We start from the raw sequence: 14,034 nt of genomic DNA, 5'->3' as shown, positions 1-14,034 counted from the left end.
TTGAAATTGAGCAGCTAATCTGAGATTCTGGCTTGTGAGTTGGCACCTAATTTGAGATTTTCCGCAACGGCAGCAACCTCATTTCCTCGGAGAGGAAGCCTGCTAAACATGCGTGTTTACAGATACTTAAACCCCTAAATGTCCAATGCAGCGTGGGCACACGATCTCAATTTAACTGCCAAACGACAGCTGGTGATTTCGCTCAAAAATATCGAAACTCAAAAACCCAGCGACTACAATGGTTTAGCACAGTTGGTCGCGACCAACTCTTCTACGGAGCCTTTGATCGGAAAACGTCCCCGCGGTTCTCCTCGAAATGGCTCGGTCGCCCTACCCGGCTTTCGTTTGCGCCAGACCATTCGCCTTCAATAAGGCCATGATCATCGGTCCAAGCGAAAATCCGCCGCGCTCAGACCTTCGTGTGAGATCCCGCAAATATCCGCCCGGAGAATTGATCAAATTTGCTCGCTCCAGGATGCCTGCTACCGCGACCGCCGCATTTTCCGGCCCCATAACCTCACACGCCTCCTGGTAGGCGGAGGGGCTGATTCCCAGCATCGACCGCACGACGACGGCTGCCGACATCAGCTCACGCCAAGTCCCGATCCCGCCGCTGGCTCCATAATCGACAATCTGCGGACAGGCCTTCAACACTAGGCCGAGCGGGAATCCCTTTAGTGGCTCTCGCTGCATTGCATTCGCTTCGCTCGATTTTGCCCCCTGCTCTTTTCGAGAGCTAGGTTCAAGTTCATTGATGGATTCGGGTTTTGAATTCTGTATGTGGCGCTCGATATGGGCATCATTGCCGCCGGCTTTTTCTGTTTTTTCCTGATTTTCCAGCCTGTTGAGCACTTCCTCTTTCAGTATCTGCATGTCTTCGAGGATTGCGCTCACATCAGCGGGCGATGGTGTGCGTGGTAGTCGCGCAATCAGCTCAACATAAATGCCTTCGATCGCCTGCCAATCACCTTCTGCTCCTTCTTCCATGGCAGCCGTAATCAGCTTGCGCACGTCGCGCCGGCAGATCGTCAGATTCTCCTTCATCCTTTTGAAGGCGGTGCGCTCCGCAACGATCTGCTGCGCCAGCATGGCCAGCTCTTCAGCGCGAGACAGCAATGGCGAAAGATCGAAACCGAAGGCGTTCTCGATATCGCCCGACTGGTCTCTGCGAACGTAACGCTTGCCGTTGGCGCTATCTTTTCGAACGATGAGGCCGGCCTCAACAAGCGCCGCAAGATGACGTCGGAGCGTGGAACCCGCCATGCCATGCGCACGCAACGATAGCTGTGCGTTCGACGGAAAAACGATGAGCGGCGCGTCCTGGCGCAAATCATTCTCCGGATAGAAGCTCAACAGAGCATCAAGCACCGCCAGGCTGTTCGACTGAATGCCAAGCACAGCCATTGACGCAGAAACGTCGCGAAAGACTTTCCATTTCTCTGCCGACTTCCCCGCCTCGATCTCGGCAGCGGCTTGCTGCCGTCTGACCGAGGCAAGCGAAACCGGCCGCCGCCCAAAGGGCGTCGTCACATTTCCCGTTTGCATCGTCTCTTACCTTTCAGCAGGCAAAAGAAATTTGCTCACCAAATCGGTGCCAAAGACTCTTGACGAGGATTCGAGGAAATGCGATTCTGTTCGTGCTAAAGAGACAGAAGGGCTTCCACGACGGCAACGTTGAGGGGGCTCTTTTCTTTTTGCGTGTTACGCTTCCTTCTTCTGTTTCTGTTTCGCCCGATGCTCTTCATAAAGCGCAGGCAAATGCTCGAGCACGAAGGCCGCAAAATCCGGCGTCGCTTTCCGATCGATCAAGATTTCCACCTTCGTCTTGCTCTGCTTCACCTGCGCGAGGCGCTCGCCAGCGGGGCTCGCCATGACATCAGGGAGACCGCGTTGCAACCGGCGCGGCTTCAGGTGCGCAATCAGCGCCTTGAACCGGTCGGCGGACTGAAGCGCCTGCAATTCAATGGACCGCACATGTTCGAGGACATTGTCGGCCGAGGGCGCCTTTTCGATCAGCTCGGCCATTTCCTGCCAGCTTCTGAGGCCGATACCGGGGGCCGGGCCGATAGCATCGATCAAGTCGGTGGGAAGAGCCTCGATGATGGACAACATCTTGGAGAGATCGCCCTTGTCGACCGACATCGACGAGATGATCACATCTCGGGGAAAACGTTCCTTAAGACGGGAGGCAAAGCGCGCCTTCTCGATAAAGGAAAGATCCTGACGCTCGTTATTTTCTTGGCCTTGGGCAACGACCAGCTGCTCGTCCGTCAAATCCCGGACGACAGCCTTAACCACCAAGCCGAGTTCTGTCACCGCGCGCAAGCGGCGATGACCGAAGGCAACTTCATAGCGGCCGAACTTTTGTGGGTGAGGGCGCACGAGGATCGGCACCTGCTGGCCTTGCTCTTTGATAGACAAAAGCAGCCCATCAATGTCGCCCGGCATCCGGTCCTGCATGAACGAAGGATCGATGACCTTCGGATCAAGATCGATCACGGCCTGGCCTTCGGCAAGACGCCGTTCGATTTCCTCGGCTCGTTCCAGGCGATCGTTCTGCTCGCGCAAAGCGTTGCCGATATTGGCGGTCAGCTTGGTCGCTGGATCACGGTCTTTGCGAGCCACGCCCAGAAGCGGCATGGTTCGGCTTTTCGGCGCTTGCGGATCGTGCGGCGAGGGCGCGGTCGGTACGGTTGCGGAAACGCCCAAAATGTCCTTTCGGCTCATGTGGATCTACCCCACGCTTTCTTGATCAAAGACTCGATCTCGTCATTGACGGCATTCATCGCCTCCAAGGCGCGATCGTAGGTCGAACGCGTGAATTGGCCACGCTCGATTTCGAAAAGAGTCTGGTTTGTAAGGCCGGCATCGGAGACAGCCGTCGTCTTCAGCATAGGAAAATTGAGCACGTTCTCGCCGAAAATCGACCGGAGATACCCTACCATCTGGTTTTGTGGCCCATCGCTCGGCTCGAAGCGTGTGATGAGATACCGCATCCAATTGAAGTTGAACCTGGCGCCAGCGTTTTCGATTTCCCGCAGCAGGTTTGACGTCATTGCTAGAAACTGGTTCATCGACAGGACATCGAGCATCTGCGGATGCACAGTCACCAAGATCGACGTTGCGGCGGTCAGAGCCGAAAGTGTGAGGTAGCCGAGCTGGGGAGGGCAGTCGATGACGACGACGTCGTAATTATCCGCGACGTCCTCGATGACCTGGCTGATCCGCCCATAGAAAAGCGTATCGCCTTCCTTGCGACTCATCAGGGCACGCGGCGTGTCGTGCTCGAACTCCATAAGCTCAAGATTGCCGGGAATGAGATGGAGATCGGGTATGTACGTTCCCCGGACGACCTCTTCGATCGGGCGCTGCTCTTCATCGTAGCGAATGGCGCCGTAAAGCGTTTCGTTCGGACCGACATGAATTTCCGGCTGGTTTCCGAACAAGGCCGATAGGCTGGCCTGAGGGTCGAGATCGATCGCAAGCACGCGATATCCGCGCATCGCGAGATATTGGGCCAGATGAGCCGACGTCGTGGTCTTGCCGGATCCACCCTTAAAGTTCATCACCGAGATGACTTGCAGCTGCTCGCCGTCGCGCCGGTGGGGCAGATAACGTCGATTGCCACGGCCGACCTGGTCCATATGCTTGCGGATATGATGGATGTCCTCGATCGAAAATATACGCCGGCCGCCGGCACCCGTGCTGACGTTCAGTTCCGGCATGTCGGAGGCGATCTGGCGAAGGTAGGACTCTTTGACGCCGAGAAGCTTGGCGGCCTCCGATGGCGCAAAACCTCGGATTCCCTTTTCTGCGGATGGTGGAAAGACCTTGACGTGATGCGCTTGCAATTGTCCCGACAGGGCATCAGCATGACGCTCCATCAAAGCGGTCAGTCCCTCGATCTCCGGCGCTGCTTTTACGGCGTTCTTCGCCATCTCGTAACCCGTTTCTTGCCAGTGGCGGTTTGAAGCGAAAAATTAAAAGATTTCCGCCGATGGCAATAGGCCCCGATTCTGCGCATCGGGCAAGAGTTTTTTGGTTAACAAGCTGTTACTACACTGGCTGGCTCACCCCGTGAGATCAATGACCTCTAGCGCAGAACCCATGGAAAACAAGGAAATATCTGTCTGACCTGGAGAAATCTGCGATCTGCTGCGGCGCGAAAAAAAGCAAGGCAAACTCGATACTCAATCCAGCCGCTGCACTTTTGGACGCAACACTTTTGGCCTCGGACCGAATCGACCGCCGTGTTGCCGGCAGGCCCTGAGCTATTGAGGTGCGCGGGGCGAGAGGGGAGGGTGCCACCCAGCACGCGCTAAATCTTACCGCGCAATCCTGAGCCTACTGATCGAATTCCCTGGCGAGCGCTCGAACCCTGGCCGCTAACTCCGTCTCCAAGTTTTCCTCCTCGAGGCCCTGCGCTTTGTCGAAACTATCGACTTGGAGTTCGTGCAGAGCGAAAAAATTATGCGTATAGGTCGCCTTCTCACTTCCAGGCGTTTTGACGAAGATAACGATGTTCTTGGCGTCAGCCTGTGCTTGAAGGCGGATCAAGTGTTTGCCATAGGCGTCGAAATTCGGGTGAACGAAGCGATAGTTTTCACTGTCCTGGAACTTCGTTGAATCATCTGGATCGACTACAAAGGCGTCACCGCTGCGCTTCAATTGCATGTTGCAGCGCTTGCACGCCGCCGCCAGGTTCCAAATGGAATAGCTGAATGGCTTATAAACTGGCTTTCCCTTGGGAAGGATGTGCTCACGGTCGGTCATGTACGGACCCGCGCCATTGAGGTTGAGACGGCAATAGCAACAATTTCCGCCATGCCTCGAGAGATGGTAGGCGAGTATCTTGTCCTTGGCACTTTTGAGTGCCTGCAACTCCTTCTGATCCTCCGGCTTCCAATCCCAGGGTTTGTCGTCTTCCAGTGCTTTCGCAACCGCTGCGGTTTCGTCCGCGTTCAGCTCGAAATCCTCGAGCGCTGGCAGGTAAGGGTCAGCCATCGCGTTTTTCGGCCTCACGTCGCTGAGCATCGACCTGTCCAATCAGATCGCGGACAGCGCTGAAAAATTGCCGTTGTTTCTCATCAAAGCTATTGCGTGCCATGTCGTTGACAAGCGCTATCGCGCTATCGCGGGTGATCTCACCACGTTCTACGCCTGTCACGACGCCGACCATCTCTTCACTTACAAAGTGGCTTGCCGGTGTGATCACATCAAAAGCTCGCCAGAGAACTCCTTCGACATTGGCGGCGGAGGCCTTGGCCTCCTTCAGATCAAGCGCCGATGGTTCGCCGTCTCGAATTTGGAATACTGTAACGATATTGGGCAAAGTGCCGAGGGCACCGGTAACGATCAGAGGGGCATGGGTCGCGACGATGATCGTTGCGTTGCGGTAGGAAACTGCGGCAAGGATCTTTTCGAGGTATTCGCGCTGCCAGCGCGGATGAAGGCTGTTTTCGGGTTCATCAATGAGGATCACAGGTTCCTGGCCAATGGAGCTGATCAGGAATACCAGGGAAGAGATGAGCGACAGCTCGCCGGAACTTGCATTCAGAAGCTCGATGATTTCCCCGTCACGCCTTTCCAGGAACACCTGGATTCCGCGAATGCGCCCTTGCCTACGAAGGCTTTCCTCACTGCGGAGGATAGCGCCAAATTCGCGTCCCAAAGAAAACGAAAAAGCCGACTCACCTTGATCGACCCAAAGAACTTCCTTTGGATTATGCCGCTGCAAGAATGCAACAACTGCATCGTAGTCGTTTGGATCAAATAGGAAATTTCTCGGGTCAAGATGAGCTGAGAACGGGTCGGTATCGACGATGAACCCGAACCGCGGCCGATAACCGCAATAATCAAGGATCGCTCCAATCTGGTAGAAGCGGGAATCGGGTTGGTCAATCGTCCTTCCAATTGCACGCTTGACGATGCTCTTCGGGGATCTGTTGCCTCTTCCCGCAGAAATACGCTTCAATCCGCGCAAGCCTAAAAAACGATCATGAGCGGTATTAGAAATGATGGCTAAATCACGATCACCACGGATCTGAATTGCGAGTTCGCGCAGAAAGCGACTTTTTCCTGATCCGTTGGGTCCAACAAGGATCGCCACCTTCTCGGCGGGAGGCCAATCGTCTGCCAGTCCAAGCCGCTGCAAGTTCGTGGGAGCCATTTGATGTCCTGGATGGCACGTTAGGGGTGTATAGGAAACACTACGCTACTTCATATCACGATCTGATTCCAAGCCCTTCTCCATCACGGGTCTCCAATCGCGACGTTCGATATATCTTAAATGTTTAGCGCCTAGGTTGCTGAGAAATACATGACAATCGAGATCTACAATGACTTTAATCGCGGTCTTTAATCCCCAGAGCCCAATTGGAATCGCCGATGTCATGCTCTCGGCGAAGGTTCCACCGACAGATGGCACAATGCCTAACGGCACCCAGTTCAAATCACAGGAATTCAAGGCAAACGCATGGGTACCTTATCGATATTCTCAAAAGATGAGCATCCTAAATGACGGGAAAGTGCTGGCATTGGGTGCGGGTGACTTCTCCAAAATCAAAATGGTGATTTCCGACCTCGTTGCTGCCCTTGGTCGAGGCCTCAAAATTGAAGAACTGTCGAGCTGGCTCAACAGAAAAGCGGCGCTCTGCGGCAAAGACACTTCGGTGATTGTGAGCTGGGTCGACGGTACCCGCTACGAGACGATTGCGGTCGGAAACGACATACATGCGCTTGATCTGCCGGCGACAAAAGCCTGGCATTCGGGATCTGGAGGTGCCTGGTTTCGTCAGCTGCCAGTAACTATAGGCAAAAAGCATTTCCAAATCGGCGAGTTTCATGAAAATGAATACGTCCGAATGCAAGCAATAGCACAGACCGGTTTCCATCTCTTCAATGAGCGGACGATTGGGACTCGGGAAGCATTTGGTGGGGGGTTTCAAACTGCCTATCATGACGGAAACTGCTTCCGAATGTGCGAAGACGTAACGTTCCTGCTGTGGAAGATGGTACACAGCGACGATGGCATACCAGTTATGCTCGATCTCTATCCCCAGATCGTTGTGCAACGTTATAGAGCGCCCTTTCTCTATTTTGATGTCGCGTCACTCGCCCCTAGTGACCCACTAATCGGCGGGTCAAGCTACATCTTCAGAGGCAGCACTTCTATCGTCAGAGCCGGTGTACCGCCCCTTCTCAGAGATTCGAGACCGGCGGTTGCCACTCCGGAACCTTTAGCGACCACTCCATTCATCGACAACCATATCCTCCACCTCTGGAACAAGAAGATAATTGATATATCCGGTCATCAACTCATGGGCGATGTGAATTTATCCGATATCAAGCTCGCCCAAGGCGAAGATGACAGATATGAGGTAGAGCTGGGATTGCGGGTTTACGATGCGTTTCGATCAAGGAAATTGAGCACCAACTGGAAAGAACGAGCAGTGGATCTATAAGGGCAGCCAAACTTATCTGGTGCCTACTGCTGACTTCTCTACAACAAACGAGTGGCACGGCCGCTTCGACGGGTCGCTTGGTTGTAGTAATCCGATGCTTGTTGCACAGATCTATGCCGAGACTGCTCCATCACCTCGGGAAGGGGGATTCCGCGGTTAGCAGCTTCCGTCAAATATCCTGACCGCAACCCGTGCGCCGAAAATTCCCCGCGGTCCAACCCCGCCATCTTCACGCGCTGCTTGATCATCGCATTGACCGACTGTGGATCGAGGGCGCGTTTCGAAACGGTCCCCCAGCGCCCGATCCCCCGAAACACGCTGCCCTTGTCGATCTTCGCGGCAGTCATCCAGGCATTGAGCGCCTCCACCGGTCGGCCGGTGAGATAAACGGTCGCGTCCTGCTCGCCATTGGACGTTTTGGTGCGGCCGAGATGGATGGCCAAAGAGGGGAGGGGAGGGCCGCCCTCGACCGGGATCGGCGGTTCGACCGTCAGCTGTTCGCGTCGCAGTCCGGCAATTTCGCTCCGCCTTCGGCCGCCGGAGGCGAACGCGACCATCAGGATGGCGCGATCCCGCAGATCGCGCAGGCTGTCGGTGGCGCAGGTCGCCAGCAATTTGGCCAAAATATCGCCGGTGACCGCCTTGGCGCTCTTGCGACGCCGCTGTCTTGGGACGGCTCGGATCGCCAGCCGAATGGCTGATTTGAGGGCAGGGGAGGCGAAGGCGCCGTCGAGGCCGCGCCATTTGGTCAGCGTCGACCAGTTCGCCAACCGCCGGCGCACGGTGGCCGGCGCGTGCGGGCCGATGGATTTCATGAGGCCTTGGCGCCGGAGGTTGTCATCGACCTCGGCCGGCATGCCGTGATCGGGATCAGCCGCACGCTTCTCTGGGTCCCAGAGGTGATGGGCGACAAATTTCAGCAGCACCGCCTCGGGCGCCGGCCAAGGCAGGGAATGTCCGGTCGTCGCCAATCCCCAGGCTTCGAGATAGGCGAGATCGGAGGTCAGCGCCCTGAGCGTGTTGGCGCCCATGCCCTGGTTGACGAGGTGGCGAAGGGTTTCGACATCCTGGTCGGTCAACAGTTCGGCGAGTTCGTCACGGCGGTCGATCGGCAGTACCGATGCGATCGTATCAAGCTCGACGGCACGCCGTTCCACGCCGGACAGGCTGGCTGAGCTCCGTGGGGCCGCCATCACTCGATCTCGACATGCGGCCGCCAGCGGCGGATGATCTGAACAATCTCCGGCTTGTAGGCATCGGGATAGGACAGCGTCTCCTCGCGGGCGATAAAGGTGAACACGGTGATCATGTCCTCGCAGATCTCAGGATCGAGATCGGCAAGGTCGGTCAGATCGAAACCGCCATGCACCTCGGCGTTCCACCAGCTGAGGATAAAGTTAGCGACGCGGCGGCCCTGACCGGTGTCCTCGTGGGCGACGTTGAGCAGCTTTTCGAGGGCGAAACGGACGCGATCTTCCATGCTGGACAGCCTTTGCTGGACGGGATTTAGCCCAGAATCGGGGGATTCGAGGTCTCTGTCAATCTACCATCGATAAGCGATACTTATCGATGGTAGACAAGTCAACCCTCGATCATACCCTGTGAGGAACCCAAACTTTCAGATAGAGTTCGTTTAGCAAATCATTTACCATGTTTTCAATGCCTTACGATCTCGGGAACTTGCCTCAGAAGAGCCTGATGGGGTCGGCTTTTGAAGCCGGCATCGCGCTGGCGCGCCTGGACGAACGGATCAGCCGTTCGCCGGTTGGCGCCGGCTTTGTTGAACGCATGCATTTCGCCGACGCCTGCGCCTCGCTGTGGCTCGACGGAGAACTCGTCCACCTCGAAGACCTCGTCCTGCACGACGCCACGAAAGATATTCGCACGCCAACCCATGAGCTGACAATCGCGCGCGACGTGCTGGGAACCCGCCGGCGCATCGCGGCGCAGCCGGCCCTGTGGGCATTATCGGCTGACGGCCTGCGCAGCTTACGCGGGCAGGCGTGGCCGGCGGCGTCATCTGGTGGCGATGGGGGCGTCGAAAAGAATGCCGGCATGGCGCAGGCCGACGTCATCGGAGCGGTTGAGGGGGACGATATCGACGTTGGCGAAAACCTCCCCGGTGTCGACTATGCCGCCATCGATGCGGTGCTGGCTCGTTCGGACGCTGCGATCGCGCAAGCCGGGAAGGCCGGCCGGGCTCCGGCCGATCCGATGATCTACGATCTCGACTGGGACGAGGACGCGCGGCTCGACGAATGGCGCGACGTGCTGGGACAGACACAAGATTTGCCGGCGGTGCTGCAGGCGATCGTCGCCCTCGATGCCTGGAACGAGATTTCGGTGCTGCAGCATGCCCCCTGGCTTGGCAGACTGCTGGCCGCCTCCATCCTGCGCTACGCCGGCGTCACGTCAGGCGCGCATCTCGCCGCCGTCAATCTCGGCCTCAAAACCATCCCCGTCGATCGGCGCCGGCAGCGCGATCGTGAGGTCCGGATGCTGGCGATCGCCCGCGGCTTGAAGGCGGCAGCGGAGATCGGGATGAAGGAGCACGACCGGCTGGCCCTGGCGAAAACGATGATGGATCGGAAACTGGAAGGGCGCCGGGCGTCTTCAAAATTGCCGGAGCTGGTCGAGCTGGTGATGGCGAAACCGCTGGTGTCGGCCAGCATGGTCGTGGAGACGCTCGGGGTCACGCCGCAGGCGGCGCGGCGGATCGTCGGCGAACTGGGATTGCGGGAGATGACCGGGAGGGGAAGGTTTCGGGCGTGGGGCGTGATTTGATTGCTGGCGAGTTTTAACTAAGTGATCAATTTGACGTTGTGTCTCCCAGGTTTTTTATTATGATTCGACAGTAACGGGCATGGGGATGCTCGGTAGTTTGTTTGAGGGGAGCAAGAAAATTCACGCGATAGTATGCAAGAGTGTCTTCTCTCAGGGTAACGATCATGCCCCCTGATGAAAAATCGCCCTATTCAGCTGCTCCTCAAGGTGTCGGGTATATCTACCAGCCACGTTTCGCTCTCCTAAAGATTCTCGATCTTGCGGAAAGCACTTCTGTTCTCATCGAAAAAGAAGACGACCTGGATTTCATTGATGCAGGAGGGAAGAAGTCTCTCGCTTCGCTTAAACACAAGGCGCGTGGAGACAGGGTCAACGATCTGTCGACTGACTTTTGGAAGTCGGTGCGGATATGGCTTGCTAGTTATGAGCGAGCCGACAGAACGGCATCGAATCTCAGGTTCTTTCTCTTCACTACCGCCGTGGTTTCCGAAACGTCCTTTCTAGTCAATTTTCTCGATGGTGCGGAGCGCTCCGACGCGCTGGTGGCTCTTACTCGGGAGGTCATGGCGTCGAGCGAGTCGAAATTAGTTGCCGAGGTTACGGTCGCTTTTGGCGACTTATCCAATGATGAGGCTGAAGACTTCCTGTCGCGCATAACTATCATCGACAACAGCCCGCGTATCACTGACCTTCCGCACATCATCCAGGAGCGGCACCTCCGCACCATCCGCAGAGAAAATCGTCCGCATGTATTTGAACGTCTTGAAGGGTGGTGGAACGACATCATGGTCAAGTTGCTTACCGGGGAAAGGACCGACCCCGTTTTCGGATACGAGGTGTCGGATAAGCTCTCGGCAATTGCCGATGAATATCGGTCCGACAATTTGCCGATAACCTTCAGGAGCGCCGCTCCGGATTCGATCGATGCCGAAAATGACCCCCGGCTTTTCGTTGAGCAGCTGCGTTCAATTGGCATTTCGACGAGTCGAATACAGAGCGCCATCATCGACTATTATCGAGCTTTTGAGCAGCGGTCAGCCTGGGCCCGAGAAAGCCTACTCGTGAGTGGCGAGATGGAAGACTACGAGGACAGACTTTCAGACGAATGGAGCCGCTATAAGGATGTCGTATTTGAGAGCCTCACCGACACCTCCGGAGAAGAAGCGCTCACCGCTGCCGGGCGGAATTTGTATAAATGGGCCGAGTTTGAAACCGAGCGATTTCGCATTCGCGAGAGGGTGACCGAGCCTTATGTCGTTCGGGGCGTTTTTCACATGCTCGCGAACATCAGACCTTCCCCGCGCGTTTTCTGGCATCCTCGTTTTCTTGACCGGCTTGCGGCGGTGCTAGAGGTAAACGCATGAGGCCTTGGCATCAACGCCCCATCGAAATCCGTAATCTTTTCAATCCGGCCTTCTGCGGTTTGATCTTGTCTCGTGCCATGACAGGCTACGAAGAGGACGACGATCGCGGGATTCCCTTTTCACTGGCACTGTTAATTTTACCCCTTTGTCTACACAAAGACACCAGGTCCATTTTGGCGAAAAGTTCGCGAAGTTACTTCCTGAAAGCCGTCGAGACACATCCGGAAATGCTTATCGGATTTCCGCGGCGAACAACTGACATGATCTCGTACACTTTCGAAGCACTTGGTCTCCTGATGCAGCTTGGCTGCTTCGAGGTAACTGAGGCCGGTAGACTGAAAAGCGTCGACAAGCGTGTCCGGAAGTCGGTGACAGGCACGCCGGAGTCTGTGGAAAGTCAGCGTGTCGCGCGATTTGTAGGGAAGGAATTTGCCCGAATTTCCGATCGCGTGACCATCTATACCTCTCTCGGAATTAAACCATGAAGATAAGATCCATCCATATTTACAGCCGAGACGGTCGGCGAAGAGATGTCGTTTTCAGCATTGATGGCCTGAACATCATCACCGGCAGATCATCCACTGGAAAGTCGGCGCTGTCGGATATCATCGAATACTGCATGGGTCGATCGACCTTCAACGTTGCCGAGGGTGTCATTCAGGATAAGGTTGCCTGGTTTGCGGTGATCTACCAGTTCGAGAACGAGCAAGTCTTGGTGGCGAAGCCTGCTCCCAAAGCCGGGTTTGCAAGCTGTAGCACGGTCATGTTGCGAAGAGGTAAGGAGATCGTTCCACCTGATTTCGATGATCTGCGCGTTACGGATGATGATGACGCGGTGGAATCGCTTCTTTCCCGGCTTCTTGGAATTCCCGAGAATGTGACAGAGGTTCCGATCGACAACAGTCGGGACAGCTACAACGCCAACATCAAACACAGCCACTACTATCTTTTTCAGAAACAGACGATCGTCGCGAACAAAGAGCAGCTCTTTTATCGGCAGAACGAGCCGTTCCAGCCACAGGCCATAAAAGACACTCTTCCGATTTTGCTCGGAGTCTCAGGCCGTGATCGTTATATATTGGAGCAAGAGCTGCGTACCGCCCAGCGAGATTTGCGGCTGAACGCTAAATTGCTGGAGCAGGCGAATAACGCGGTCGACACAGCTCAAGAAAAGGCTATCGGCTTGATGTCGGAAGCTCGCGCTGTTGGCATTTCGCTAACCCTTAGTGAGAGCGGTGAGGTCGTGGAGACACTTCGGTCCGCATTGCACTGGAAGCCCGCGCCCGTGCCAGACGACGATGTCGAGCGTGTGTCCGCCATCGAACGGGACTTGTTAGAGCAACGCGAAGAACGACGGGAACTCCAGCGAAAGATCGACGCGGCAACGCAGTACGCGAAGCGCGCTGAAGGTTTTGAAAGCGAGGCGGCAGAACAGAAAGACCGTCTGACTTCGATTAAAGCGCTTCCAAAGGACACTGATGGAGAATGGCAATGGCCCTTTGCAGAGAAAAATCTCGCAATGGACAGCCCGATAGCGTCGGCCTTGATTGCCGAACTTAATTCACTTCAAGAAGAAATGGAGATCGTAGAAGGCGAGCGACCGCACCTGGACGCTTACCTTACGGAGCAGCGCGAGAAGGTCGAGCAGCTTTTGGAGAAGATTCGTTCAAGCGAGATTGAGTTGGCAGCAGCTATCGCGGCGAACGAGGCGATAGCTGCTGTTGGGGACAGAAATAATGCGGCGGCGAAAGTCGTCGGACGTATCAGCCTGTTCCTCGAAAACCTAGTTTCGGATGATACTCGGCGCCACTACCAAGCTGAGGATCGCCGACTTCGACGAAAGGTTGAAGACCTGCAGAGACGTATTGGGCTGGATGATACCGGTGAGCGTTTGGCGTCAGTCATCAATAACATCAGTGCGCATATGTCCGGCTACATTGAAAAGCTTGGCGGCGAGTTCAGTGAGTTTCCAGCACGTTTAGATCTTCAACACCTAACCGTGGTGATTGACCGGCCTGGACGTCCAATTCAGATGCATCGCACTGGCGGCGGTTCCAACCACCTTGCCTATCATCTAGCAGCACTGTTGGCGCTTCATCGGTATGCGAGCGCGAACAATCAGCCAATCCCTCGCTTTTTGATGATCGACCAGCCGACTCAGGTTTATTTTCCTTCATTAGAAAAGTATGAGGCCACAGGCGGCTCAATTGAGCGGACTGAAGCCGATGCAGATCTGAAGGCTGTCGAGAATCTTTTTAAGCTCCTCTACGATTTTGGAACTCGTGACGCACCGGGTTTCCAAATCATTGTGACGGAGCACGCAAATCTTCGCGACGAGTGGTTCCAAGATTCGCTCGTAGAGGAACCGTGGGCCAAACCGCCTGCGCTTGTGCCTGACGACTGGCCGGAATCCTAAGGCCGAA

General features: G+C 55.7%; 12 protein-coding genes. 5 read left to right on the top strand and 7 right to left on the bottom strand.

Annotated elements, in window-relative coordinates:
* Nucleotides 1-330: 330 nt before the first annotated feature.
* From repC to RHSP_RS31630, 5 genes are all read right to left on the bottom strand, one after another.
* The gene (gene repC, locus RHSP_RS31650) at nucleotides 331-1,545 is read right to left on the bottom strand and encodes a plasmid replication protein RepC (RefSeq protein ID WP_004129295.1); all 1,215 of its coding nucleotides are present in this window, start codon (nucleotides 1,543-1,545) and stop codon (nucleotides 331-333) included.
* Between the two features lie 156 nt (nucleotides 1,546-1,701).
* Nucleotides 1,702-2,727: a plasmid partitioning protein RepB gene (repB, locus tag RHSP_RS31645; protein WP_004129293.1), complete on the bottom strand. Its 1,026-nt coding sequence runs from the start codon at nucleotides 2,725-2,727 to the stop codon at nucleotides 1,702-1,704.
* Nucleotides 2,724-3,938, bottom strand: coding sequence for a plasmid partitioning protein RepA (gene repA / locus RHSP_RS31640; RefSeq protein WP_004129291.1), 1,215 nt, complete (start codon nucleotides 3,936-3,938; stop codon nucleotides 2,724-2,726). Before repA ends, repB begins: the two co-directional genes overlap by 4 nt.
* Nucleotides 3,939-4,344: 406 nt before the next feature.
* Nucleotides 4,345-5,034 (bottom strand): HNH endonuclease, encoded by a 690-nt coding sequence (locus tag RHSP_RS31635; RefSeq protein WP_240535555.1) that lies wholly within the window; start codon nucleotides 5,032-5,034, stop codon nucleotides 4,345-4,347.
* A complete protein-coding gene (locus RHSP_RS31630) occupies nucleotides 4,997-6,169 on the bottom strand; it encodes an AAA family ATPase (RefSeq protein ID WP_004129287.1) in 1,173 nt (390 codons plus the stop codon). Before RHSP_RS31630 ends, RHSP_RS31635 begins: the two co-directional genes overlap by 38 nt.
* 169 nt (nucleotides 6,170-6,338) lie before the next feature.
* On the opposite strand from RHSP_RS31630, the gene RHSP_RS31625 reads away from it, so the two are divergent.
* On the top strand, nucleotides 6,339-7,463 hold the full coding sequence (locus RHSP_RS31625) for a hypothetical protein (protein ID WP_004129284.1): 1,125 nt from the start codon (nucleotides 6,339-6,341) through the stop codon (nucleotides 7,461-7,463).
* Between the two features lie 38 nt (nucleotides 7,464-7,501).
* Here the strand turns inward: RHSP_RS31625 and RHSP_RS31620 are convergent, their stop codons facing one another.
* Nucleotides 7,502-8,656, bottom strand: coding sequence for a site-specific integrase (locus RHSP_RS31620; RefSeq protein ID WP_004129282.1), 1,155 nt, complete (start codon nucleotides 8,654-8,656; stop codon nucleotides 7,502-7,504).
* Nucleotides 8,656-8,943, bottom strand: a complete 288-nt coding sequence (locus tag RHSP_RS31615; RefSeq protein WP_004129280.1) for a DUF7673 family protein — start codon at nucleotides 8,941-8,943, stop codon at nucleotides 8,656-8,658. The genes RHSP_RS31620 and RHSP_RS31615 overlap by 1 nt, the downstream gene beginning before the upstream one ends.
* A 170-nt stretch (nucleotides 8,944-9,113) precedes the next feature.
* Here RHSP_RS31615 and RHSP_RS31610 point away from each other — a divergent pair, with 170 nt between their 5' ends.
* From RHSP_RS31610 to RHSP_RS31595, 4 genes are all read left to right on the top strand, one after another.
* Nucleotides 9,114-10,247 carry an RHE_PE00001 family protein gene (locus tag RHSP_RS31610; protein ID WP_004129279.1) on the top strand — a complete coding sequence of 378 codons (1,134 nt, stop codon included), beginning with the start codon at nucleotides 9,114-9,116 and terminating at the stop codon, nucleotides 10,245-10,247.
* 164 nt (nucleotides 10,248-10,411) lie between these two features.
* A complete protein-coding gene (locus RHSP_RS31605) occupies nucleotides 10,412-11,611 on the top strand; it encodes an ABC-three component system protein (RefSeq protein ID WP_037155755.1) in 1,200 nt (399 codons plus the stop codon).
* The gene (locus RHSP_RS31600; RefSeq protein WP_004129274.1) at nucleotides 11,608-12,096 is read left to right on the top strand and encodes a three component ABC system middle component; all 489 of its coding nucleotides are present in this window, start codon (nucleotides 11,608-11,610) and stop codon (nucleotides 12,094-12,096) included. The genes RHSP_RS31605 and RHSP_RS31600 overlap by 4 nt, the downstream gene beginning before the upstream one ends.
* On the top strand, nucleotides 12,093-14,027 hold the full coding sequence (locus tag RHSP_RS31595) for a DUF3732 domain-containing protein (RefSeq protein WP_004129272.1): 1,935 nt from the start codon (nucleotides 12,093-12,095) through the stop codon (nucleotides 14,025-14,027). The genes RHSP_RS31600 and RHSP_RS31595 overlap by 4 nt, the downstream gene beginning before the upstream one ends.
* Nucleotides 14,028-14,034: the final 7 nt, after the last annotated feature.

It is taken from the genome of Rhizobium freirei PRF 81 (assembly GCF_000359745.1).
GTDB classification, from domain to species: Bacteria; Pseudomonadota; Alphaproteobacteria; order Rhizobiales; family Rhizobiaceae; genus Rhizobium; species Rhizobium freirei.
This window is presented reverse-complemented; position numbering and strand designations above follow the sequence as displayed.